This window comes from Bacillus sp. 95MFCvi2.1 (assembly GCF_000374965.1).
GTDB classification, from domain to species: domain Bacteria; phylum Bacillota; class Bacilli; order Bacillales; family Bacillaceae_G; genus Bacillus_A; species Bacillus_A pseudomycoides.
Genome location: NZ_KB895710.1, coordinates 47,059 through 71,563, shown reverse-complemented (window position 1 = coordinate 71,563; position 24,505 = coordinate 47,059). Strand labels below are relative to the sequence as shown.

Genomic DNA, 24,505 nt, shown 5'->3' with positions numbered 1-24,505 from the left:
TTTAAGAGAGTGTCATACAAGAACCTGGGCCGCCTGCGAAGGAAAGGCCGCAGCTTCCTTGTTCACTATATAAATCTGCAACTTGTTCACGGTGAGATGTAGGGATAACGAAACGGTCTTTATATTTTGCAATCGCAAGAAGGCGATACATATCTTCTACATCTTCTTTCGTTAAACCGAGTTCTTTTAATACAGCTTCATCTGGTTCTTTATTAATTTGCAGTGCTCTCATATGAGTTCGCATAACAGCCATTTTTTTCAATGTAAGACGAATATGTGATTCATCTCCTGCAGTAAGTAAGTTAGCTAAATATTGAATTGGAATACGCATATTATCAATAGCAGGGAAAATTTCTTCTGCTTGCCAGTTGCTTCCTTTCCCTTCCACCATATTCATAATCGGGCTAAGCGGTGGAATATACCAAACCATCGGCATTGTCCGGTACTCTGGGTGAAGAGGAAGGGCGATTTTCCAATCAATAATCATTTTATAAATTGGTGATTCTTGAGCCGCTTTAATCCATTCTTCAGGAATACCTTGTTTTTTTGCTTCCGCAGCTACTTCTGGATCATTTGGATCTAAGAAGACAGTAAGCTGAGATTCATATAAATCTTTTTCGTCTTCGACAGAAGCGGCTTCCTTTACTTTGTCAGCGTCATATAACATTACCCCAATATAACGAATACGTCCTACGCATGTTTCCGAGCAAATCGTTGGCATACCAGCTTCGATACGCGGGAAGCACATTGTACATTTTTCTGCTTTATTTGTTTGCCAGTTAAAATATACTTTTTTATATGGACAAGAAGAAACGCAGAATCGCCAAGCGCGGCATGCATTTTGATCAACAAGGACAATCCCGTCTTCTTCACGTTTATACATCGCTCCAGATGGGCAAGAAGAAACGCAAGATGGATTCATACAATGTTCGCAAATGCGAGGCAGATACATCATAAAGACATTCTCGAAATCTGTTTTAATATCTTCTTCCATTTTCTTGACGTTCGGATCTTGCAAGCCTGTTATATGTCCGCCTGCTAAATCGTCTTCCCAGTTTGGGCCCCATTCAATTTTGTCGATAAACTCTCCAGTAATTGCTGATTTTGGGCGAGCTACCGGTTGATGTTTTCGCTGCGGACTATTTGTTAATGTTTCATAATCATAGTTCCAAGGTTCAAAGTAATCATCGATTGTAGGTTGATCTGGGTTATGAAAAATGTTCATGAGACGTTTCATTTTTGAACCGGATTTTAGCTGGATTTCACCGTTTTTTAATTCCCAGCCGCCTTTATATTTTTCTTGATCTTCCCACTGTTTTGGATAACCAATCCCAGGTTTTGTTTCCACGTTGTTGAAATACATATATTCAGCACCTGGACGATTCGTCCAGGTGTTTTTGCACGTTACGCTACAAGTATGGCAGCCGATGCATTTATCTAGGTTCATTACCATTCCGACTTGCGCTTTAATCTTCAAGCCAATCTACCTCCTTCAGTTTGCGGATCACGACGTTTAAGTCACGCTGGTTACCAGTTGGACCGTAGTAGTTAAATCCATAGCTTAATTGACCGTATCCACCAATCATATGTGTTGGTTTTACATGAATGCGGGTTGGGCTATTATGCGTTCCTCCGCGGTTGCTCGTTAATTTTGTACCAGGCACATTAATATGACGGTCTTGTGCGTGGTGCATAAAGGCCATTCCTCTTGGTATGCGGTGCGTTACAACGGCACGTGCTACGACAACGCCGTTACGGTTAAAGCATTCGATCCAGTCATTATCACTAACACCAGCTTCGGCGGCGTCATCTTTGTTCATCCAAACAGTTGGACCACCACGGAACAGCGTTAACATCGGTAAGGAATCGAAGTACATACTATGAATCGACCACTTATTATGCGGTGTTAAATAGTTTAGTGTAATTTCTTTTCCTTCTACCTCAGGGCGTGATTTACGGAACGGTTTATGTTGCAAGATTGGCTTGAATGTTGCCATTGTTTCACCGAATTCCTTCATCATATCGTGATCTAAGTAGAACGATTGTCGTCCAGTTATCGTTCTCCAAGGGATAAGGCGCTCAACATTTGTTGTAAATGGTGAGTAACGGCGTCCCCCTTTTTCAGAACCAGTAAAGGCAGGAGAAGTAATCACCGTTTTTGGCTGCGCAGTAATTTGTTCGAATGTAAAGCATTCTTCTTCGCGTTCTTCTGCTAAATCGCGCAGATGTAAATCTGTTTGTTTTTCAAGAGCTTCCCATGCTTTTACAGCCATATGACCGTTCGTTGTAGAAGAAAGGGTTAACACCGCTTCAGCAGCATTGATTGCTTCTGTTATATCAGGGCATCCTTTGGCGATAGAGTCAGTGCGAATAACGCCTAATCGACTCTTTAATTGTTCATATTCTTTTTCTGCAGACCAAGAAATCCCTTTCGTACCAATTGGCTGCTTCCCAGTGTTTGGTCCAAGCGCTGTCATCTTGTCATAAATTGTTTTATAATCTCGTTCTACAACATGAATTTGCGGCATTGTCTTTCCTGGTATTGGTTCACACTCACCTTTGCTCCAATCTTTAATCTTGCCAAGCGGCTGTGCCAATTCTTGCGGTGTATCATGAAGAAGTGGTGTTGCCACAACTTCTTTCATCGGATCAAGATCAAGTTCTTTTGCTAAATCAGAGACTGCTTTAGAAAGGGAACAGAAAATATCCCAGTCAGAGCGTGCTTCCCACGGTGAACCGATTGCCGGATTAAATGGATGTACGAACGGATGCATATCTGTACTACTTAAATCGTGTTTTTCATACCAAGTTGAGGCAGGAAGGACGATATCAGAATAAAGTGCTGTTCCAGCCATACGGAAATCTAAGTTAATCAGTAGATCAAGCTTTCCTTCAGGTGCTTCTTCATGCCACTTTATTTCTTCTGGTCGTAATGAATCGCTATCGTCATTCATTAATCCGTTTGTTGTACCTAATAAATGTTTTAAGAAATACTCGTGCCCTTTACCAGAACTTGAGATTAAGTTTGCGCGCCATACGAATAAATTGCGCGGGAAGTTATTTTTGTTATCTGGGTCTTCAATGGCAAATTTAAGTTCTTTTTCTTTTAGCTTTTGCGCAACATATTTTCCGATTTCTTCCCCCGTTGTTGCGCCACTAGCGACAGCTTCTTTATATAGTTCAATTCCATTCTTCTCGAATGTTGGATAAGAAGGTAACCAACCAAGACGAGCAGCTAACACATTGTAATCACCGTGATGTTGATAGCGTGAGTTGCCGACAACTGGCGATGCTAAATGGCCAACTGGTGTATCTTCATAGCGCCACTGATCTGTTACAAAATAGAAGAAGGATGTACCGTTTTGTAATTTCGGCGGACCTTGCCAGTCTTTTGCCATTGCAATTGTTTGCCAGCCTTCTGCCGGACGTAATTTTTCTTGCCCAACATAATGCGCCCAACCGCCACCGTTTACACCTTGTGCACCAACGAGAAGAACAAGATTTAGAACCGCGCGATAAATCGTATCAGAGTTAAACCAATGGTTAATACCAGCGCCGACAATAATCATCGAGCGTCCATTTGTATCAACAGCATTTTGAGCAAACTCACGAGCGATTTGAATAATCAGTTCTCGTTTTACTCCGGTCACTTTTTCTTGCCATGCTGGTGTAAATGGAACATCATCATTGAAGTCTTTCGGTTCTTGCTCGCCAAGTCCGCGGTTGACACCGTAGTTTGCTAACGTTAAGTCGTACACAGTTGTAACGAAAATGTCGCCTTTTTCTGTTGCAATTTTTTTCACTGGAATTGTTCGCTCTAATATTTTGTTTCCGTCATCGGAGAAGTATGGAATTTGTACAGTTTCAACTGCATCTTCCATGCCAAGTAAAGAAAGGCGTGGATCAATTTTTTCGCCTGTTTGCTCGTCTTCTAAACGTAAGTTCCATTTCTTTTCGTTATCCCAGCGTGACCCCATTGTGCCATGAGGCGTTGCAAAATTATTGGTGTTTTCGTTCCAAAGAACAGGTTTCCATTCGCCAAGCTTTGTTTCACGACCAATATCATTCGCGTTTAAGAAACGATCTGCAACAAATTGGTCTCCTTGTTGTTTTAATGTGACAAAGAACGGAAAATCAGTATATTGTTTTGCATAATTTGTGAAGTATTCCACTTGGTTGTCTACGTAAAACTCTTGTAAGATGACGTGTCCCATTGCCATCGCAAGCGCACCGTCTGTACCTTGTTTTACGCTAATCCAATCATCAGCAAATTTTGTGGATTCAGCAAAGTCAGGACTTACGGAAACGACTTTCGTTCCTTTATAACGGACCTCCGCTAAGAAATGGGCATCTGGTGTTCTTGTCATTGGTACGTTTGAACCCCATGTCATAATGTAACCAGAGTTGTACCAATCACTACTTTCAGGTACATCTGTTTGATCACCCCAAATTTGCGGAGAAGCTGGTGGTAAGTCAGCGTACCAATCGTAGAAGCTGAGCATAGGTCCACCCATGAGCTGCATAAAGCGGCTACCAGCAGCATGACTTAACATCGACATAGCTGGAATTGGTGAGAAACCAACATTTCGGTCTGGACCATATTTGATCACTGTGTATAGTAAGGAAGCAGCGACTAGTTGTAATACTTCATCCCAACTAGCACGAATGAAGCCGCCTTTACCACGCGCCTCTTTATAAGTACGTGCTTTTTCAGGGTTTTCCACAATGCTTTTCCAAGCGTCTAGCGGTGATTTGTGATTTTGAAGTTCCTCTTGCCACATATTCCAAAGGACACCACGTACATATGGATATTTCACGCGAAGTGGACTATAAATGTACCAAGAAAAACTTGCCCCACGCGGACATCCACGCGGTTCAAAATCTGGCATATCAGGGCCGGTAGAAGGATAGTTCAGTTCTTGACCTTCCCAAGTTACAATTCCATCTTTCACATAAATATTCCAGCTGCAAGAACCAGTGCAGTTAACACCGTGTGTAGAACGGATTACTTTATCGTGTTGCCATCGTTTTCTATACACGTTTTCCCATTCACGGTCTTCATATGTTTCTTGTGTATGATTGTCGTTATAGCGATCTATCGGAGAAAAATATTTTAAACGTTTCATTAATGCTGAAGGTTTCTTTTTCATACTGTTCACTCCTTTATTGCGTCTCTCTTGCTTATTTTCACTATAAGAGAGCATACAAAATAGAGATGTGATATCTATCACAGTTCAACAGATTGTCAAAAATCAGATTGATATTAAAAAAAATTCCGAAAGGTTGTGACATTCTGCACAGTACAGAGAGAGTTTTTTATGTAGAGTAAAGGAGAAAGAAAAAAGAGTAGCATCTCAAATAGAGAGGCTACTCAATGCTACAAATAGAGGTAGGGCAATCTTCACAAGCAATTTCACATTTTAAAAATTGTAAATTATGAATGGTAATCTTTCCTTTATGGATAGAAATAATTCCTTGTTTTTTTAAATCGTTTAACATACGGTTTACACTTTCACGTGAGGTTGCACAGAAATTCGCAAGCTCTTGATTTGTTAAAGGTAGATCGATAAGAATACCATTCTCTTTTAATATGCCATAACTGTTTGTCATGCGAATGAGCGTGGAATAAAGAGCTCCTTTTTTTCCATGTAACACTAAATCACGGAATTTTGTTTGCATTCTTCGTAAATGTTCACTAATCCATTTCATAAATTCAAATGCAAGAGCAGGTTTTTCAAGCAATGCCTTTTCTAAAGCATCTCGTTTAATGACTCCAACTTCAACATCTTCCAGGCATTTCGAATTTAATAAATATTTTGCATTGTCCGTAAATAATGTTAACTCCCCGATAATATCGTGTTTTGAACAAATGCGAAGTGTTAACTCTTGTCCGTCAGCACTAATTTTACTAATCTGTACTTTTCCAGAGCGGACGATATAGAGTTCTTTTGCCTCCACACCTTCTTGGAAAATATAACTTCCTTTATTAATCTGCATTTTATATTCAACAGATGCAAGTAATTCCTTTAAGTCTTCCGATAATGCCGTACGGTTTGTCACAGCAATCACCTTTCTTTTTAAAGCAGTCTATTTCTTATTTTGGATGTAAATATGGTGAAAATGCAAGAAATATCTTTTTATTATAGGTAATAAGTTTATTTTTAGCAGTGAACAAGCGCACTTTTCACAACGAAAAAAAGAGTGTCCTTTGTAGACACTCTTTTCTTTTACATTACTTAATCCATTCAACAACCATATCCATTGTTTGACGAGTTTTATCACGTTTTGGTTCTTCCGCTCGATAACCAAAAGCAACTAAAACAGACACACCAAATGTATCGCCTGAAACAATTCCCTCTTCTTTTAAAATCGCTTCTACTTTTTCTTGATGGAACCCTTCAATTGGGCAAGAATCAATGCCGATTTGGGCAGCTGCAGTCATCATATTACCAAGAGCGATGTATGTTTGTTTAGAAGCCCAATCAAACATGGCACGGTCGCTTTCAAATAATTGAAAATCAGTTTCTTGAAACGCCTTATAAAAACCAAGCTTCATCGTTACGACTTCCTCGGGAAGCTGCTGAATATTTTTCATGAAGTTAGAAATATAGGAAGAGTCATAAATCATATCTTCTTTTTTACGAGCTAATATAACGACAAAATGGCTCGCTGTTGATAATTGTTTTTGAGCTCCCCAAGCCACAGGGAGAAGTTTGTTGCGAATATCTTGATTTTGAATCACAACAAATTTCCAAGGTTCAAAACCAAATGAACTTGGAGAAAGTCGACCAGTTTCTAAAATAAAATGAAAATCTTCATCAGAGACTTTTTTATTTACATCAAATTCTTTACATGCATGTCTAAATTGATAAGCTTTTAAAATTTCTTCTTTTGTATGTTCCATTTAAATAACCACCTTTTAATTATTTACTTTTTTATAGTAAGTTGATTACAAAATTGATTCTACAATAGTACAATGAATGATATAAGTACGCACATTTTTAGCATATAGTATCAATTTGTATACTAATGGAGAGTGATAAAATGGAACAGAAAGATATAAATCGTTGTTCAGTGGAAGTAACGTTAGATGTAATCGGTGGAAAATGGAAAGGAGTTATCTTATTTCATTTAATGAATACCAAAGAGATTCGCTTTAATCAATTTTTGCGATTGATGCCTGGCATTACGCAGCGTATGTTAACAAGGCAGTTAAGAGAACTTGAGGCCGCTGGAGTAATCCACCGGGAAGTATATAAAGAAGTTCCGCCAAAAGTGGAGTATTCTTTAACGAAATTCGGAAAATCTCTTACACCAATTATTACACTTATGCGTGAGTGGGGAGAGGAATATCGGACACAAATAAAGTAATTTTAACTGAAATGTGAACAAAATTCGAACGGATTTGTGAAGAATTTTTGAATGGCAGGTACGATGTGAGAAATATCACAACGTATATCCTGCTTCTTTTTTATGATGGAGGCAAATAAAAAGCATGGAAAATCAATAAAGAGCTCGAGCAAAAACATCGCAGTTTAAAAATATATTATAATAGAATGAAGACAGATAGAATTTAGCAGAAAAGGAGGGGTGACGATGCGCGAGAAGATTAGAGATTCTTTAGGGCGTCCGCTTCAAGATTTACGCATCTCTGTCATTGATCGTTGTAACTTTCGGTGCACATATTGTATGCCGGCAGAAGTATTCGGGCCTGATTATGCATTTTTACAAGAAGAATTTTTGCTTACATTTGATGAAATTGAAAGATTAGCAAAATTGTTTGTAGGTATGGGTGTAAAAAAAATTAGGCTTACAGGCGGTGAACCATTACTACGTAAAGAGTTGCCAAAGCTTATTGAACGGCTTGCAAAGCTGGATGGCTTAACAGATATTGGACTAACGACAAATGGCATTCACTTAACGAAGCAAGCAAAGGCGTTAAAAGAAGCAGGGTTACACCGAGTGAATGTTAGTTTAGATGCGATAGAGGACGATGTGTTTCGCAAAATTAATGGCCGGAATATTAGTACAAAACCTGTGCTAAAAGGGATTACGGCAGCAAAAGAAGCTGGACTTGATGTGAAAGTGAATATGGTTGTGAAAAAAGGGATGAATGATAGTCAAATTCTTCCGATGGCTGCTTATTTCAAAGAACAGGAAATTCCGCTTCGTTTTATCGAGTTTATGGACGTCGGCAGTACGAACGGATGGAATTTTGAACAAGTAATTACGAAACAAGAATTGATTGAGAAGATTAGCGGGGTATATTCGATTGAGCCTGTAGATCCTCATTATTTTGGAGAGGTTGCTAAGCGTTATCGTTACGTGGGCAGTGATGCGGAAGTTGGATTTATCACTTCAGTTTCTGAATCTTTCTGTTCTTCTTGTACAAGAGCACGGATTTCGGCAGATGGTAAATTTTATACGTGTTTGTTTGCGACGAAAGGAACGGATTTACGGAAGCTCCTTCGAGAAGGTATTTCTGATCCCGATTTATTAAAGGTAGTGCAAGATGTATGGGAATATCGAGAAGACCGGTATTCTGATGAGCGGACTGAAGAAAGTGCAAATAACCGTCCGAAAATTGAAATGTCTTATATCGGAGGGTAAGAAGGGGGGATGTCGCGTGCAGGAGCGTTATTCAAGACAAATGTTATTTTCCGGGATTAGCGAAGCAGGCCAAAGGAAAATAAGAGAAAAGCATGTACTCATTATAGGTGCCGGTGCACTAGGAGCAGCAAGTGCAGAGGCGATTGTCAGGGCGGGAATTGGAAAACTGACGATTGCTGACCGTGATTATGTCGAGTGGAGTAACTTACAGCGGCAGCAGTTATATACAGAAGAAGATGCAAAGCAGTATAAGCCGAAAGCAGTCGCAGCATTCGAGCGTTTAAGGCAGATTAATTCTGAAGTAGAAATTGTACCAGTTGTAACAGATGTAGCGGTGCAAGAAATGGAAGAGTTAATTAAGAATGTGGATTTAATATTAGATGCGACTGACAATTTTGAAGCGCGTCTTCTTATTAATGACATTTCGCAAAAATACAATATTCCTTGGATATATGGAGGATGCGTTGGAAGCTATGGCGTCACATATACAATTCTTCCGGGAAAAACACCATGTTTTCGCTGTTTGATGGAGCATCCATCTAGTGGTGCAACGTGTGATACGGCAGGAATTATACAACCAGCTGTACAATTGGTCGTTGCGCATCAAGTGACAGAAGCACTTAAAATATTGGTAGAAGATTTTGGAGCGCTTCGTGAAACGATGCTGTCATTTGATCTTTGGAACAATCAGCACATGGCGTTTAAAGTGAATAGGCAGAAAAAAGACAAATGTCCATCTTGCGGAAAACTGCGCACGTACCCAAGTTTAACGTTTGAATCACAGACGAAAACAGAGGTTCTATGTGGGCGAAATACAGTTCAAATCCGTCCAGGGGCGCCGCAACTTCTTAATTTAGAAGAAATTAAAAAGCGCTTACAAAAAAGTGTGGATGTGCAAACGACACCATATTTACTATCGTTTCGTGTTGATGAATATCGTTTCGTGTTATTTACAGATGGCAGGGCATTTATTCATGGGACAAATGATATGAAAGTGGCGAAGCGATTATATGCAAGATATATAGGCTGAACCTAAAGGTTGTCCTTTAGGTTCAGGGGACTAAATTAGGATTGTGAATTTCTAATATAATCTCCACTTTTTCCGCCTGTTTTTTCAAGTAAATATGTTTCGCCGATAATCATACCTTTGTCAACAGCTTTACACATATCATACACGGTAAGAGCGGTCGCAGAAGCTGCTGTTAAGGCTTCCATTTCAACGCCAGTGCTACCTTCTGTTTTTACTTTTACTTCAATTCGTAAACGGTATTGCCCTTTCGCCGTTTCCCAATCGAATGAAACATCTACTCCTTTTAGAAGTAAAGGGTGGCACATCGGAATAATATCAGAAGTGCGTTTAGCAGCCATAATACCGGCGATTTGTGCGACGGCTAATACATCGCCTTTCCCAATTTCATTATGAGAGATTTTATCATAAATTTCTTTCGTAACAAGGATGCTAGAGCAAGCAATTGCTGTTCGCACTGTCACTTTTTTATCGCTAATGTCGACCATTTTGGCACGGCCTTGGTCGTTAAAGTGAGTGAATGAAGACATGGAATTCCTCCTTGAAGTAATTGCTATTATAATTAGCATTGTACAATATAAAGTGTAATCAAGATGTGATATTTTGCAAATATGGGGTGAAAACAATGTTAGAAAAACGAGTACCAATTCCAGTTGCTGAAGCAGTGGCGCGAGTTATGACATATGCACACCAAGGTGGAATGGAAAAATTTTCTATTACCGAAAGCTACGGAAGAATTCTTGGAGAAGATGTTGTGGCAGATCACGATGTTCCGCATTTTGACCGCTCTCCATATGACGGATTTGCGATTCGGGCAGAGGATACGAAAGAGGCGGGGAACGAGCATTCAATTGAGTTTGAAGTGATAGGAGAAATAGGAGCTGGTTCTGTTTTTACAGACGAGGTAAAGGCCTTCGAAGCGGTTCGAATTATGACAGGAGCAGCGATTCCAAAAGATTGTGATGCGGTAGTTATGTTAGAGCTTACGGAAGGATTTGAAAGAAACGGAAGAACGTATATGAAGCTAAAGCGCTCTTTTCAAGTAGGTGATAATGTTTCATTCAAAGGTGAAGATGTAAAACAAAATCAAATACTTGTGAAAAAAGGTACGAAGATTAATCCAGGGGTAGCAGCACTTCTGGCGACATTTGGCTACAGTTCAGTAAACGTTATGAAACAGCCTATTGTCGGGATTGTAACGACGGGAAGTGAGTTGTTAGAAGTACATGAACCACTTGAACCAGGAAAAATTAGAAATAGTAATTCCTATATGATCGCAGCTCAAATTGTTAGAGCTGGCGGGAAAGTACGATATTATGGACAACTTGCTGACGATTTAGAAGCTTGCTATGAAGCAGTGAAAGCCGCGGTGGATGAAGTAGACATTTTAATCACAACTGGTGGTGTTTCGGTAGGTGATTACGATTATTTGCCTGCTATTTATAAAAAATTAAATGCCAATGTTCTTTTTAATAAAATAGCGATGCGACCAGGTAGTGTCACAACTGTAGCTGAAGTAAACGGGAAGCTGTTGTTTGGGTTATCTGGTAACCCGTCTGCTTGTTATGTCGGATTTGAATTACTCGTTTATCCAGTTATTCAAGCATTCCTTCATGCGAAAGAACCACATGCATATCGTACAGATGCTATATTGCAGAAAGATTTTCCAAAGGCAAACCCATTTACACGATTTGTAAGGGGGAAAGCAACGTTTATCAATGGTCAGCTGCAAGTTATACCAGTAGGGCTCGATAAATCAAGTGCGATTTCTTCTCTTGCAGATAGCAATGCTTTGATTGTATTGCCAGGAGGAACAAGAGGATTTGAAGCAGGAATGACAGTTTCGGTGTTATTACTAGAATCAAGCCAAGGAAGTGAGTGGCCGTGGGCAGAACCGCTCCAATCTTACAAATAGTTGGCTATCAAAATAGCGGAAAAACGACGCTCACGGAGAAGATGATTCAAGCTTTTTCGGATGAAGGTATGAAAGTTGCCACAATTAAGCATCACGGACATGGCGGCTACCCGGAAGTACCTCAAAAGGATAGTGAACGTCATAGGCGAGCAGGCGCTGTCGTAAGTGCTGTAGAAGGAGCAGGATTATTATCACTTTCTTCTCTTCGGGATGAATGGTCTTTACAGGAAATCATTCGACTATATGAATTTTTTGAAGTAGATCTCATTTTGATTGAAGGATATAAAAAAGAAAACTATCCAAAAGTGGTTTTGCTTCGGAGAAATGAAGATATTGCTTTACTAGATAAAATGGAGAATGTAATAGCGGTCATTATATGGAAAGAGGTTACACAAAGTTTACCAAAAGCGTATAAAACATTTCATATAACAGAGGAAGACGCATACATGGATTGGTTTACACAAACGATGAGAGGTGCACGATGACAATTTCACATTATGAAGTAGTAGATACACCAATTTCGATTGAAGAGGTTACAAATAAAGTGATTCGCCGTGAATGTGGTGCTGTGACAACTTTCACTGGTACTGTAAGAGAATTTACGAAAGGGCGTCGCACGTTATATTTAGAGTACGCAGCCTATAAGACAATGGCTGAAAAAATGCTTGCGAAAATTGGAGATGAAGTGAAAGAGAAGTGGCATGGGACACACGTTGCGATTACACATCGCATCGGTACACTTCAAATTTCTGATATTGCCGTTGTTGTTGCTGTATCAACACCACACCGAAAAGCGGCATATGAAGCAAATGAATATATTATGGAGCGCATCAAACAAATTGTTCCGATTTGGAAAAAAGAGTTTTGGGAAGATGGTGACTCATGGATTGGTGATCAATTAGAAAAAATACCGTATCCAGACGGGGAGCCTGGAAAGGAGATGAAAAAATGATTCGGGTGTTATTATTTGCGCATTTACAAGAAGATGCGGGGACAAATGAGTTAAAAGTAGATTGTGAAAATATTACTGTTGCAGAATTAAAAAATATTATTACGAAAGAACATCATATCGCAGTTTCAGAGCAGATTATGGTCGCTATCAATGAAGAATATGCAAATGAAGATGACAAAATAAAATCTGGTGATATTGTGGCATTGATTCCCCCAGTGAGCGGTGGTTGATTTTTTCCAGTCTAATCACGGAAGTACGTGATTAGACTGAAGGGAATTAATATACATTGTGAAAAAATGAACAAAATAGGAGGCGAAAAGGATGAAAAGTCCGAATTTTCAGTTATGTTTACAAACTTCTAATCTTATTATTGGTTTTATGGTGTGGGTGATTTTATCTTCACTAATGCCATTTATTAAAGTAGACATTGCGTTAACGGCAGGACAAATTTCCCTTGTCACAGCAGTACCTGTTATTTTAGGGTCGGTGCTTCGAATACCAATTGGTTATTGGACTAATCGTTACGGAGCGAGAAAATTATTCTTTATAAGCTTTATTATGTTATTATTCCCTGTCTTTTATATTAGTATTGCGAATTCTATGATGGATTTAATTATCGGCGGTTTATTTGCAGGGATTGGCGGAGCTGTATTCTCTGTAGGTGTAACGTCTCTGCCGAAATATTATCCGAAAGAGCGTCACGGTTTTGTAAATGGTATTTACGGTGTAGGTAATGCAGGAACAGCAGTTACATCTTTCTTAGCACCTGTGATCGCGACTTCATTTGGCTGGAGAGCAACTGTGCAATCCTTTTTAATCTTACTTGCTATTTTCGCACTTCTAAACTTTTTACTAGGTGATCGTAATGAGCGAAAAGTGAATACACCATTAATGGAACAGTTAAAAGGTGTATACAAAAATGAAAAACTTTGGTTCTTATGTATTTTCTATTTCTTAACTTTTGGATCGTTTGTTGCATTTACAGTATACTTACCAAACTTCTTAGTATCTCACTTTGGATTAGAAAAAGTAGATGCAGGTATGCGAACAGCTGGATTTATCGTCTTAGCAACAGTTATGCGCCCAATTGGTGGGTGGCTTGGTGATAAATTTAATCCATTTAAAATTTTAATCTTTGTATTCATCGGTTTAACACTATCTGGTATTATTTTATCGTTTATGCCAAGTATGAACGTGTATACATTTGGTTGCTTACTAGTCGCATTTTGCGCTGGAATTGGAAATGGAACAATCTTCAAACTTGTACCGATGTACTTTTCTGAGCAAGCAGGGGTTGTAAACGGACTTGTTGCAGCTTTAGGCGGCTTAGGGGGCTTTTTCCCACCGTTAATTTTAACGTTACTATTCCAACTAACTGGTCATTATGCAATTGGATTTATGGCACTTTCAGAAGTAGCGATTGCTTGTTTAATTATTACAGTGTGGATGTATAGTCAAGAAAAGTTGTTAGTGATGTTAAATAACAAATAGAGGGAACAATTACACTGTTTCTTAAAACAATCGAAAAATAAAGCAGCATGATTCTAGTTCTTGTACTGGAGTCATGTTGCTATTTGTATTGGTTTGAAGGGAAGAGTACAAGGTGACCGTTATTTGTTTTCTCCTTTTGTTTTTACTTGGCATGGGGCAGGAAGAGGGTCTGACCGCTTCTATGCATGGCTCCGGATGCATTCTCTCATCAAAAAAGAAAGGTTGTATGTCAGTTTTTCAATTTGTATTTATGCAAAAAAAAATAGCGGTCAGCTATTTTCAATTTGAATATATATTTTTAGATTAATGATTGATGGTATCTTGTAGGATATAAGTTGCTTGATTTTCTGAAACATTTTGCACAAGTGCAACTTCACTAATTAAAATTCTGCGCGCGTTGTCTAGCATCTGTTTTTCACTCGCATTTAATGCTCTTTCTTTATTGCGGCGAATTAAATCGCGAACAACTTCAGCGCCGTCTAGAAGATTCCCGTTTTTCATTTTCTCCATGTTCATGGTATATCTTTGTTTCCATGAGAGTGAGTGGTCAGCTTCACCATTATGAATGTCAACTAATACATCGTTTAATGTATTTTTGTCAACAACATAACGTATGCCTGAATTTTCTACTTTATCCATAGGAATCATCACTTGCATATCGCTAATAACCATGTGTATTACACAATACTGACGTATTTTTCCTAACACTTCTTTATCCTCAATCGCTTCGATTATTCCTGCTCCGTGCATAGGGTAAACAATTTTATCACCAATTTGAAACAAATCATCCACCTCCATATGTGGTAACTATATGTAATGATAACACATATGGATAAAAATATCAAATTTATTATATTACCATATGTTATCTACCTGTGTCAATGATTTTAGTTCGTTTTTTAAATCTTGTTTTTAGTTGAAAAATCACAACATTTTTTTGAAAGAACTGCAAGTGAAAAGGGATGATATTCTGAGGAACTCTCACAGAAAAATACAAGGCATATCCACTCTTTTTTAATCATAAAATACAAAATCGTTAATACAATATACCTAAATCCGTTCTTTTTAAAGGAGGGAGAGATGGTGGGACGCACAATTAAAATTGATATTACGAATAAGGTAGTAGCAAGATTTAAATCGAATTATTTAGAATTATATACAAGTAAATTTATGATAGGTAAGTTTTATGTCTATACTGAAGATAAGCAATATGTGTTAGAAGACGGATATGTATATGAAGATGGTAAGTTTTATCGCATCATAGATACGCACCGTGGCAATAATCGAGCGGCGGAGAGCTGTGATCTAGGATGGTGTTAACATGATTCGTGTTAAGGTGTTTGATGAAAGTCATGAAAAGGACTTGGAAGACTCCGTAAATGTGTTTCTAAAGAAGCTGAATGACGAACAGCTTGTAGATATTAAATATCAAGTTGGTGTATCCATTAATGACGATGAAAATCAAATTTATTGTTTTTCGGCGATGGTTATCTATAAAACATAAAAAAGAGCTGGGGAACCAGCTCTTTTTTATGTTTTTAAGTAGAAATTATATGGGTTGGTAAAGCATTCATAATGGATTGTGGTGCCAGGTTTTCTTTTGTAGATAGAACTTTTTCACCAGTGGTAGCATCTTTACACATACCGAGATGGTAGCGTTCACCTAGGAATGGATCAATATAAAAACCATTTTTGAAGACTCGATCAGTCAAACCTCTTTCATGATGAATTTCAGAGCAATGAATGCAGTAATACATATCTTTCATCTCCTTTTATTGTTAAAAATTTTTAAAGAAAAAGAGTGAGTAGGTAGTCAGTTTATTGTTTTTGAAAATCGCCACCTGCTCAAATTACATTGCGTATACATATCTCGTTTATATCAATGTGTTTTCTAAATAAATCCCAAGGGAAGGAGGGAGGCTAAGGATTGAGATGTGTTTGCTTTTGTGAGTATATTATGACGAAATGTTGCACTGGTGTTTGTCTTGTTGAAAAAATGTTGAGAATTTCTCAACGGGCAAATGGAGATTTATTGACGTGAAACCAAAAGGTGTTATATTATAAAATAAAACCAAAAGGTGTTACATTGTAACGGCCTATATAAAGGAGAAATAGTATGGATCAGCAAAATACATTACAAGATATTAAACAAACAGTTATTTTTGAAGCGCCTATTCAAAAAGTATGGAATGCAGTATCGACTTCAGAAGGGATTGCATCTTGGTTTATGCCAAATGACTTTGAACCTAAGGTAGGGCATGAGTTTCATGTGCAATCACCTTTTGGACCATCTCCGTGTAAAGTGTTAGAAATTGATGAGCCTCATCGTTTATCTTTTTCATGGGATACAGATGGTTGGGTCGTTTCATTTATTTTGAAAGATTTAGGAGATAAAACGGAGTTTACTCTTATTCATGGTGGATGGAAGCAGGCTGATACAATTCTTCCGAAAGCAAACGAGAAAAGTTCTGTTATTCGCGATAGAATGGCAGGTGGCTGGGTAGCAATTGTAAATGAAAAACTGAAAAAGGTTGTTGAGGGATAAGTGTCCTCATCAGCAGCGAAATACGATGTCTTTCAAGCAATTGCTGATCCAACACGCCGCGAAGTACTCCGGTTATTAACTGAAAAAGAATTGCCGATTTCTAAAATAACAGATCATTTTCCAATGAGTCGTACAGCTGTAGCGAAACATCTTCACATTCTTTCAGAAGCGAAATTAGTAAGCGGAAGAAAAGTTGGGAGAGAAAAGATATATCGGTTGCAGCCTGAGCCGTTGGCCGAATTACAGCAGTGGCTTTCCTATTATGAACAGTTTTGGAATAATAAATTGTCTATGCTCAAATATGTGGTGGAACATGAAGAGTAAGTGTTGTCACGTATTGTCGAAGCGCCGATATATAGAAAGAGGATGATCGCTATGAACGATCATCCTCTTTTTTACTGTTCAGTTGTTTGCGTAGCTGGCTTTAATAGAAGCCACCCGATAAATAGTGTAAGTAGTGCGAGTGCAAATGTACTCATATAAATGATGTGTACGCTCGAAGCTAATACTTCTTGTGATTTTGTTACTACATTTGTTGTACCGCCATGTCCACCTGAGACAAGATCAACATTTTGCATGCCTTGTGCATGAATCATCGTATTAAAGATTGTTCCGAAGATAGCGGCACCTAATGTTTGGCTAAATGTATTAACAAATGTGTTTAAACCAATTGCTGTTCCGCGTGTATGTGCAGGGACAGCTGCTTGGATGGTTACCATATAAATTGGTGTAATAAGTCCCATTCCTAAGCCGAATAGTCCGACTGCAACATAAATTAGAAATGCTGGTGAATGAGTTGATAATATGAATAATAAGAAGGTAGCGACTGATAAAATGCTAGCTCCAAGTAAAATGATTTGTTTCGTTTGTAACTTACCAACTAAATTCCCAGAAAGAATCGCACCAAATGTCCACATAACAGGAATTGGCATCAGAATAAGTCCAGCTTCTGTAGCATTTTTGCCTAATACCCCTTGGCTCCAAATTGGAAGGTACATTGTAATACTAATAATCATGGCGCCAGCAATAAGTGTTAGGACGTTTACAGTTGATAATGTACGGTTAGAGAAAAGTGCTAACGGAATTAATGGCTCCGGAGATTTTTTCTCAAAGAATAAGAAAATAATGAATGAAACAGCTGCAAAGATTAAGAGGCCGATAATTGTAATGTCGCCCCAGTTTTGCTTGCTGCTTCCTGTTAAGAGTGCATATAGTAACGCAATTGTACTTAATGAGAAGATAATTGCACCAGGATAATCGATATGGTGTTTTGCTGGTTTGATTGACTCCTTATAAGAAATTGCAATCATCGCACAAGCAAGAATTCCAAATGGAACATTTAAGAAGAAGATGTAGCGCCAAGAAAGAGAATCGACTAAAAATCCACCTACTAGCGGCCCAACAACACCAGAAACGCCCCAAACAGCACTCATCCAGCCTTGTGCTTTTGCGCGATCTTTCGCTTCACTATATAAGTCTCCGATAATCGTCATTGTAATTGGCATAACAGCGCCGGCACCTATACCTTGAAGAGCGCGAAAGACGATTAATTGTTCCATCGATGTCACGACTCCGCATAATGCAGAACCGATTAAAAAGATGGCTGCGCCGATGAGCAGTACTTTTTTACGTCCAAATAAATCTGCTAGTTTTCCGTAAATTGGAGTCGAGACAGCAGTTGCGAGCATATAAATTGCATACACCCAACTAACAAGTTCAACGCCAGATAAATCACTCGTTATACGAGGGATTGCCGTACTAACAATCGTTCCTTCCACAGCGGAAAGAAACGTCATTAACATTAAAGATATCATGACTTTTTTTCTCATATGTTTTCCCCTTTATAATATTCAACAATATAAAATATAAAGCTACTAAGCTATATAAGGCAACAAAAAAGAAACAGGAGGGGAAAGAATCCACCCGTGTTTCTTTTTTAGTACTGCACTTTTGCGTTTTGTCCTGCAGTTGTTCCGGCGATTCGCCCTGTGACAAGAGCGGAGGTGATATTGTAGCCGCCTGTATAGCCATGAATATCAAGAACTTCTCCGCAGAAGTATAGACCATTCATTAATTTAGAAGCCATTTCTTTCGGATGAATTTCTTTAACAGAAACGCCGCCGCCTGTAACGAATGCTTTTTCAAGTGGCTGTGTGCCGTTTACTGTTACTTTAAACTCTTTGAAGTCTTTCACAAGTGCACGGATTTTTTCGTGTGAAACTTGCCCAGCTTGTTCGCTACCGTCAATTCCATTTCTTTCTAATAAGAATAGGAAATAACGTTCAGGAACATATCCTTTTAACACATTTTTGATTCCTTTTTTGGGTTCTTCTTTCATTTGTTTCATCATGCGTTGGAAGAGCTGTTCGCTATTTTCTTCTGGCAGTGCATCGATGCTCATTTCTACTGTGCGCATTTTAAATTTTTTCATCGTTTTTACAACGAATTGGCTACAGCGAAGAGCGGCTGGGCCAGAAATACCAAAGTGGGTAAAGAGCATGTCCATTTTATGAGAAATGACAGCTTTTCCTTTTGGATTTAATACGCTTAAGTTTACATCGCGTAAAGCAAGGCCTTGCAATGTACGGTCACGAATAAATGGTTCGTTTGAAGTAATTGGGACTTCTGTTGGGAAAAGTTCTGTAATTGTATGTCCCGCTTTTTCAGCCCAAGCGTAGCCATCCCCAGTTGAACCAGTGTGAGGGACAGATTTTCCGCCAACAGCAATTACAACATGATTTGTTTCCAAAACTTCACCTGTTTTGAGAATAACGGCTTTTGTTTGTCCGTTTTCATATTCTACCGTTTCAACTGGTGTGTTCGTACGCATTTTAACGCCTAGTTCTTTTAATCGTGTTAATAAAGCATCGACAACAGATTGCGCTTTATTTGATACAGGGAACATGCGCCCATGATCCTCTTCTTTTAGCTTTACACCAAGCTTTTCGAAGAATGTAATAATATCTTCATTATTAAAGATGGAAAAAGCACTGTATAAAAAGCGACCGTTTCCTGGTATATGTTTCACAATTTCATCAAGCGGTAAGCGGTTTGTTACGTTGCAACGCCCACCGCCAGAAATCGCAAGCTTACGTCCTAGTTTATTTCCTTTATCAAGAAGCAAGACGCGTGCGCCTTCTTCAGCAGCACCGATTGCGGCCATTAATCCTGAAGGGCCTCCTCCGATGACAATCACATCATAATGCATAGTATATCGACCTCATTTTCTACATTTCCTGCCTAAAAGAATAGCATGTTTTCATAGAAAAGAAAAATTCAGTGATATACTGTTTCGCTGAAGAATTGTGGTACAATACAAAGGTTAGAGTTCAGCGTTATATATGTAGGAGGATCATCTATGTCCGATTCAAAATTTCTGCGCGGAACGCTTATTGTGACGTTAGGAACTTTTTTAGTTAAGTTTCTAGGCATGATTTATGTCTTTCCATTTCATGCCTTAGTTGGCACAGAAGGCGGAACGCTCTATACGTATGGATATATTCCATATACGATCTTTTTAAGTATTGCAACGGCGGGAGTGCCGCTTGCTGTTTCAAAGTTTGTTTCTAAATATAATGCGCTTGGAGATTATAAGACGAGCCGGAGAATGTTCCGCTCGGGAATGGTTATGATGATTGCAACAGGAATCCTTTCCTTCTTAGTTCTTTACATGTCTGCGCCATTATTTGCTGAGGCAATGCTTGGTAAACAAAGTGTACGCAATAGTATAGAAGATGTTACGATGATTATTCGCCTCGTAAGTTTTGCGCTTATTGTTGTACCAGCAGCAAGTTTAATTCGTGGTTATTTCCAAGGTCATCAATCGATGGGACCGACTACGGTATCGCAAATTATTGAACAAATTATTCGCATTGTCTTTTTATTAGCGGGTAGTTTTATTGTCATTAAAGTAATAGGTGGATCAGTAGCAGCAGCAGTTGGAGTGGCAACTTTCGCAGCGTTTGTTTCAGCTGTGGGAGCGCTTGGTGTGTTAATATGGTACTGGTTAAAACGCAAAAAGCATCTCGATCAATATTTAATTGAACAAACTGTACCAGAATCAACAGTAAGTACAGCTCAATTATTTAAAGAATTATTTGCATATGCAATTCCTTATGTTGTTATTGGATTAACAATTCCTTTATATCAACAAATTGATACATTAACATTCAACTCTATTATGCAAGCGATTGGACAAGGCGATATCGCAGAGCGAGCACTCGGCATTTTTACGATGTGGACGCATAAATTAATTATGATTCCTGTGTCACTTGCGACGGCGTTTAGTTTAACTCTTGTTCCAGCAATTACAAAATCATTTACAGAAAAACAATTTCGCTATTTAAAACTACAAATTACACAAACATTCCAGGCAAATATGTTCTTGACATTACCAGCGGTAGTTGGTATTTCGACACTTGCGTATCCGATTTATACAGCGTTTTATGAAAAGGATCCATTAGGTGGACAAGTATTGATGTGGTATGCGCCAGTTGCGTTATTATTCGCGCTATTTACAGTGACTGCAGCGATATTACAAGGGATTAATCAGCAGAAGCATGCGATTATTGCGCTTGGCATGGGCGTTATTTTGAAGTTTTTATGTAATGTGATTTTAATTCGTTACTTCGGTACAGTTGGAGCTGTTTTAGCAACAGGTATTGGATTCCTAGCTTCCATTTGGTATACGAATAAACAAATTCGAAAACATGCACACTATTCATTCGGTGTTGTATATAAACGAACATTCCAAATTGCAATATTAACAATTGTGATGGTCATTGTCGTAAAACTATCACAAGGAATTTTATCCTTTGTGATTTCGCCCGAGGGCCGATTTGGTGCACTGATTACTGTTGCGGTTTGTGCAGGTATTGGTGGCCTTACTTACGGATTGTTAGCGATTCGCACAGGTGTACTTGTAAGAGTATTTGGCGGAGAAGCTTTAGAAAAGATTCAGCGTAAGCTTGGCGGTAAGCTGAAAATAAAGATGAAATCAAAAGGGGCGTAATACACGTCCCCTTTTCTATGATAAATACAAGAAGGTGAAAGAATGAGATTAGATAAATTATTAGCAAATATGGGATATGGAAGTAGAAAAGAAGTAAAGAAGTTATTAAAGGATGGCGTTGTAAAAATTGATGGAATTTCAGTAAAAGATGCGAAGTTTCATGTGAATGTAGAAGAACAAGAGGTTACAATTCACGGTGAGATTGTTGAATATAAGGAATTTGTATATTTAATGATGCATAAACCACAAGGGGTCATTTCGGCAACAGAAGATGATAATCATGAAACAGTTGTGGATTTATTGGAATTAGAAGATGCAATCTTTGATCCGTTTCCAGTTGGAAGACTTGATATTGATACAGAAGGCTTCCTATTATTAACAAATGACGGGAAGCTTACGCATCAGTTATTATCTCCGAAAAAGCACGTTCCGAAAAAATATTATGCACACGTAGCTGGAGTTGTAACAGAAAAAGATGTAGAAGAATTTGCAAAAGGTGTTATTTTAGATGATGGCTACGAAACGAAGCCAGGTGAACTTACAATTTTGAAAAGCGATGATGTGTCTGAAATCGAGCTTGTCATTACAGAAGGAAAATTCCATCAAGTAAAGCGCATGTTTGAAGCGGTAGGGAAAAAGGTTGTCTACTTAAAGAGAACGGAGATGGGACCTTTAGTGTTAGATGAAGAATTAGAACTTGGTCAATACCGTGAATTAACAGATGAAGAAGTGGAAATGTTAAAAACGTATCAAGTTCAAACAGAGAGTCAAGATTGAGACCGATTCTAAAAATAGAAAGAACCCCTTTCTGTGAAATCAGAAAGGGGTATGTATTATATTTTAGATACAATTGTTTTCGTTATGAGGTCATTCTCACTTTCTTTCCTGTTGTTGTCCACTTACCGCGGCAAGGGCTATACACGAGTTCATTAAATTGCAACACATTCAGATCACGTTGTATCGTTCGCGGTGTGATCCCGAACTCATCTACAAGGTCTTTCGTCGTTACCGTACCATTCTCATTGATGTACATATAAATTGATTTAATGCGTGTTAGCATACGAGTAGTCGTAGGTTTCAAGAGAAAACCACTCCTCTACTAGTTTTTTTGACCCCATTCAGGAAAGAAGGTCCTTACTTCCATTGTACTCCACTTGACAAATTTCATGCTTTAACCTAGTTAAATTTTACAAAAGTTTAACAAATAATAAAATATAAAAATATTGGTAGTTGACATTCTATGTCTCTTCTATCAACTACCACATAAATTTCTACGTAAACCGTCAAATTCCTGCAAATTTTTTTAGAAAATAAAAGAAAAATTAATGTGAAATATCTGAAATATTATAATCATTCGTTATTTCATCTTCTCTTATTGGCATATCGGATTTTCGTTTGCTATGATGAAAGAGAGAATATAGAAGAGGTGAATAAGTTATGTCAGCAATTAATTGGACAGAAGAAGTTGAGAAAAGAAAAGATGAATTAATTCATGACACGCAGCAATTCCTGCAAATTAAAAGTGTATGGGAAGAAGAAACAGCAAAAGAAGGTGCACCGTTTGGAGAAGGTGTAGCGAAAGCACTATCCTTCATGTTACATAGAGGAGAAGTTGAAGGATTTACTTCTAAAAATTTAGAAGGGTATGCAGGACACCTTGAAATGGGACAAGGAGAAGAATTGGTGGGTATTCTTTGTCACGTTGATGTTGTGCCAGAAGGAGATGGATGGACAACACCTGCATATAGCGCTGATATTCGTGACGGAAAGATTTTTGCACGCGGTGCAATTGATGATAAAGGGCCGACAATGGCTGCTTACTATGCAATGAAAATTGTAAAAGAATTAGGATTGCCGCTTTCAAAACGCGTACGCATGATTTTAGGAACGGATGAAGAAAGCAACTGGAAATGTGTCGATCATTATTTCAAAAATGAAGAAATGCCAACGATGGGGTTCGCACCAGATGCAGATTTTCCTATTATTAATGCGGAAAAAGGGATTTCTGATATACAAGTTGTGCAAAAGAATAGCGAAACAGAAGGCGGGGAATATGAGCTTGTTTTATTTGCTTCAGGTCGCCGTTTAAATATGGTTCCTGATTTTGCGGAAGCAGTGATTACGACTGAAAAAGCAGAGGAACTCAGAAATGCTTATGAACAATACTTACAAACTGTGAAGAAGACAGGTAAAGCAAATGTAGCAGGAAATACCGTGACACTACAACTAGAAGGAGTTTCAGCTCACGGTTCTACTCCTGAAAAAGGTGAAAATGCAGGACTCTTATTAGCGAACTTTTTAACAACGATTGCTCTTGACGGTAAAGGCGCTTCATTTGCGGCATTTGTTACAGAAACATTTACGAATGATACGCTTGGAGAAAAAGCAGGAATCGCTTATAAAGATGAAATTAGCGGACCGTTAACAGTCAATGTAGGTCGTCTTTCTTATACGAAAGAAGAAGGCGGAAACTTAGGTTTAAATGTGCGCTATCCAGTAACAACGAATTTTGAAGAGACAGTGCAGAAATTAAAAGACTATGTCGGCAACAAAGGCTTCCAAGTAGCTGATTATTCTAACTCACGTCCGCATCACGTTGATAAAGATCATGTTTTAATTCGTACATTACAGCGTGTGTATGAAGAACAAACAGGAGAGAAAGCGGAGCTATTAGCAATTGGTGGCGGTACATATGCTCGTTCATTAAAAGCTGGTGTAGCATTCGGTCCGCTTTTCCCTGGAAAAGAAGAACTTGCTCATCAAAAAGATGAGTATATTGAAATAGAAGATTTACTAAAAGCAACAGCAATTTATGCACAGGCAATTTATGAATTAGCGAAATAGGTTGATTTTACTGTGATATATGACCGCTCTCTATCTTAGGGAGCGGATTCTTTTTATCCAATTGAATGAGATACAAAAGAAAAGCAACAATAACAAGAAAGGAGAAGATA

At 38.4% G+C, this 24,505-nt stretch carries 25 protein-coding genes; 15 read left to right on the top strand and 10 right to left on the bottom strand.

Features of this window, described 5'->3' with window-relative positions; all coding sequences use genetic code 11:
* Position 1: 1 nt before the first annotated feature.
* From narH to C568_RS0122885, 4 genes are all read right to left on the bottom strand, one after another.
* Positions 2 to 1,477, bottom strand: coding sequence for a nitrate reductase subunit beta (gene narH / locus C568_RS0122900; RefSeq protein ID WP_018782825.1), 1,476 nt, complete (start codon positions 1,475 to 1,477; stop codon positions 2 to 4).
* Complete coding sequence (locus C568_RS0122895; RefSeq protein WP_018782824.1) at positions 1,467 to 5,150, bottom strand: nitrate reductase subunit alpha; 3,684 nt, start codon at positions 5,148 to 5,150, stop codon at positions 1,467 to 1,469. The genes narH and C568_RS0122895 overlap by 11 nt, the downstream gene beginning before the upstream one ends.
* Before the next feature lie 217 nt (positions 5,151 to 5,367).
* Positions 5,368 to 6,060 carry a Crp/Fnr family transcriptional regulator gene (locus C568_RS0122890; protein ID WP_016116713.1) on the bottom strand — a complete coding sequence of 231 codons (693 nt, stop codon included), beginning with the start codon at positions 6,058 to 6,060 and terminating at the stop codon, positions 5,368 to 5,370.
* 172 nt (positions 6,061 to 6,232) lie between these two features.
* Entirely contained in the window at positions 6,233 to 6,904 is a 672-nt protein-coding gene (locus tag C568_RS0122885) for an NAD(P)H-dependent oxidoreductase (RefSeq protein WP_018782823.1), read from the bottom strand.
* A gap of 140 nt (positions 6,905 to 7,044) precedes the next feature.
* Here C568_RS0122885 and C568_RS0122880 point away from each other — a divergent pair, with 140 nt between their 5' ends.
* The 3 genes from C568_RS0122880 (at position 7,045) to C568_RS0122870 (ending at position 9,640) form a co-directional block, all read left to right on the top strand.
* A complete protein-coding gene (locus tag C568_RS0122880; RefSeq protein WP_018764554.1) occupies positions 7,045 to 7,371 on the top strand; it encodes a winged helix-turn-helix transcriptional regulator in 327 nt (108 codons plus the stop codon).
* A gap of 225 nt (positions 7,372 to 7,596) precedes the next feature.
* Positions 7,597 to 8,610, top strand: coding sequence for a GTP 3',8-cyclase MoaA (gene moaA / locus C568_RS0122875; protein ID WP_018782822.1), 1,014 nt, complete (start codon positions 7,597 to 7,599; stop codon positions 8,608 to 8,610).
* 16 nt (positions 8,611 to 8,626) lie between these two features.
* Positions 8,627 to 9,640, top strand: a complete 1,014-nt coding sequence (locus C568_RS0122870) for a molybdopterin-synthase adenylyltransferase MoeB (protein ID WP_018782821.1) — start codon at positions 8,627 to 8,629, stop codon at positions 9,638 to 9,640.
* Positions 9,641 to 9,675: 35 nt separating this feature from the next.
* On the opposite strand, the gene moaC is transcribed toward C568_RS0122870, so the two are convergent.
* A complete protein-coding gene (moaC, locus tag C568_RS0122865) occupies positions 9,676 to 10,167 on the bottom strand; it encodes a cyclic pyranopterin monophosphate synthase MoaC (RefSeq protein ID WP_018764551.1) in 492 nt (163 codons plus the stop codon).
* 95 nt (positions 10,168 to 10,262) lie between these two features.
* Here moaC and C568_RS0122860 point away from each other — a divergent pair, with 95 nt between their 5' ends.
* The 5 genes from C568_RS0122860 to C568_RS0122840 all read left to right on the top strand — a co-directional run bounded on the left by C568_RS0122860 (position 10,263) and on the right by C568_RS0122840 (position 13,995).
* Entirely contained in the window at positions 10,263 to 11,552 is a 1,290-nt protein-coding gene (locus tag C568_RS0122860) for a molybdopterin molybdotransferase MoeA (RefSeq protein WP_018782820.1), read from the top strand.
* Positions 11,516 to 12,037 carry a molybdopterin-guanine dinucleotide biosynthesis protein B gene (gene mobB, locus C568_RS0122855; protein ID WP_026008463.1) on the top strand — a complete coding sequence of 174 codons (522 nt, stop codon included), beginning with the start codon at positions 11,516 to 11,518 and terminating at the stop codon, positions 12,035 to 12,037. The genes C568_RS0122860 and mobB overlap by 37 nt, the downstream gene beginning before the upstream one ends.
* Positions 12,034 to 12,504, top strand: a complete 471-nt coding sequence (locus tag C568_RS0122850; RefSeq protein WP_018782819.1) for a molybdenum cofactor biosynthesis protein MoaE — start codon at positions 12,034 to 12,036, stop codon at positions 12,502 to 12,504. The genes mobB and C568_RS0122850 overlap by 4 nt, the downstream gene beginning before the upstream one ends.
* Positions 12,501 to 12,734 carry a molybdopterin converting factor subunit 1 gene (gene moaD, locus C568_RS0122845; RefSeq protein WP_018782818.1) on the top strand — a complete coding sequence of 78 codons (234 nt, stop codon included), beginning with the start codon at positions 12,501 to 12,503 and terminating at the stop codon, positions 12,732 to 12,734. Before C568_RS0122850 ends, moaD begins: the two co-directional genes overlap by 4 nt.
* Positions 12,735 to 12,825: 91 nt before the next feature.
* A complete protein-coding gene (locus C568_RS0122840; RefSeq protein WP_018782817.1) occupies positions 12,826 to 13,995 on the top strand; it encodes a nitrate/nitrite transporter in 1,170 nt (389 codons plus the stop codon).
* 303 nt (positions 13,996 to 14,298) lie between these two features.
* On the opposite strand, the gene C568_RS0122830 is transcribed toward C568_RS0122840, so the two are convergent.
* Complete coding sequence (locus tag C568_RS0122830; protein WP_003201207.1) at positions 14,299 to 14,793, bottom strand: CarD family transcriptional regulator; 495 nt, start codon at positions 14,791 to 14,793, stop codon at positions 14,299 to 14,301.
* A 285-nt stretch (positions 14,794 to 15,078) separates the two neighbouring features.
* Between C568_RS0122830 and C568_RS0122825 the strand changes: the two genes are divergently transcribed.
* The gene (locus C568_RS0122825) at positions 15,079 to 15,315 is read left to right on the top strand and encodes a DUF2553 family protein (RefSeq protein WP_029427646.1); all 237 of its coding nucleotides are present in this window, start codon (positions 15,079 to 15,081) and stop codon (positions 15,313 to 15,315) included.
* A 1-nt stretch (position 15,316) separates the two neighbouring features.
* Positions 15,317 to 15,499 carry a sporulation protein Cse60 gene (locus C568_RS0122820; protein WP_003201211.1) on the top strand — a complete coding sequence of 61 codons (183 nt, stop codon included), beginning with the start codon at positions 15,317 to 15,319 and terminating at the stop codon, positions 15,497 to 15,499.
* Between the two features lie 34 nt (positions 15,500 to 15,533).
* Here C568_RS0122820 and C568_RS0122815 read toward each other — a convergent pair whose 3' ends face one another.
* Positions 15,534 to 15,752, bottom strand: coding sequence for a DUF3973 domain-containing protein (locus C568_RS0122815; protein ID WP_018764542.1), 219 nt, complete (start codon positions 15,750 to 15,752; stop codon positions 15,534 to 15,536).
* Positions 15,753 to 16,111: 359 nt separating this feature from the next.
* On the opposite strand from C568_RS0122815, the gene C568_RS0122810 reads away from it, so the two are divergent.
* A complete protein-coding gene (locus C568_RS0122810; RefSeq protein ID WP_006096246.1) occupies positions 16,112 to 16,540 on the top strand; it encodes an SRPBCC family protein in 429 nt (142 codons plus the stop codon).
* On the top strand, positions 16,541 to 16,864 hold the full coding sequence (locus tag C568_RS0122805; RefSeq protein WP_003208744.1) for an ArsR/SmtB family transcription factor: 324 nt from the start codon (positions 16,541 to 16,543) through the stop codon (positions 16,862 to 16,864). It begins immediately after the preceding gene.
* A gap of 71 nt (positions 16,865 to 16,935) precedes the next feature.
* On the opposite strand, the gene C568_RS0122800 is transcribed toward C568_RS0122805, so the two are convergent.
* The gene (locus C568_RS0122800) at positions 16,936 to 18,369 is read right to left on the bottom strand and encodes an MDR family MFS transporter (RefSeq protein ID WP_018782815.1); all 1,434 of its coding nucleotides are present in this window, start codon (positions 18,367 to 18,369) and stop codon (positions 16,936 to 16,938) included.
* A gap of 107 nt (positions 18,370 to 18,476) precedes the next feature.
* Complete coding sequence (locus tag C568_RS0122795; protein WP_006096244.1) at positions 18,477 to 19,748, bottom strand: NAD(P)/FAD-dependent oxidoreductase; 1,272 nt, start codon at positions 19,746 to 19,748, stop codon at positions 18,477 to 18,479.
* A 150-nt stretch (positions 19,749 to 19,898) separates the two neighbouring features.
* Between C568_RS0122795 and C568_RS0122790 the strand changes: the two genes are divergently transcribed.
* Together C568_RS0122790 and C568_RS0122785 are read left to right on the top strand one after the other, a co-directional pair.
* On the top strand, positions 19,899 to 21,551 hold the full coding sequence (locus C568_RS0122790) for a putative polysaccharide biosynthesis protein (RefSeq protein ID WP_003201221.1): 1,653 nt from the start codon (positions 19,899 to 19,901) through the stop codon (positions 21,549 to 21,551).
* Between the two features lie 42 nt (positions 21,552 to 21,593).
* Positions 21,594 to 22,328 (top strand): pseudouridine synthase, encoded by a 735-nt coding sequence (locus tag C568_RS0122785; protein WP_003201223.1) that lies wholly within the window; start codon positions 21,594 to 21,596, stop codon positions 22,326 to 22,328.
* An 82-nt stretch (positions 22,329 to 22,410) separates the two neighbouring features.
* Here C568_RS0122785 and C568_RS0122780 read toward each other — a convergent pair whose 3' ends face one another.
* Positions 22,411 to 22,632: a DeoR family transcriptional regulator gene (locus C568_RS0122780; protein ID WP_000805512.1), complete on the bottom strand. Its 222-nt coding sequence runs from the start codon at positions 22,630 to 22,632 to the stop codon at positions 22,411 to 22,413.
* 356 nt (positions 22,633 to 22,988) lie between these two features.
* Here C568_RS0122780 and pepV point away from each other — a divergent pair, with 356 nt between their 5' ends.
* On the top strand, positions 22,989 to 24,395 hold the full coding sequence (pepV, locus tag C568_RS0122775) for a dipeptidase PepV (protein ID WP_018782814.1): 1,407 nt from the start codon (positions 22,989 to 22,991) through the stop codon (positions 24,393 to 24,395).
* Positions 24,396 to 24,505 lie beyond the last annotated feature (110 nt).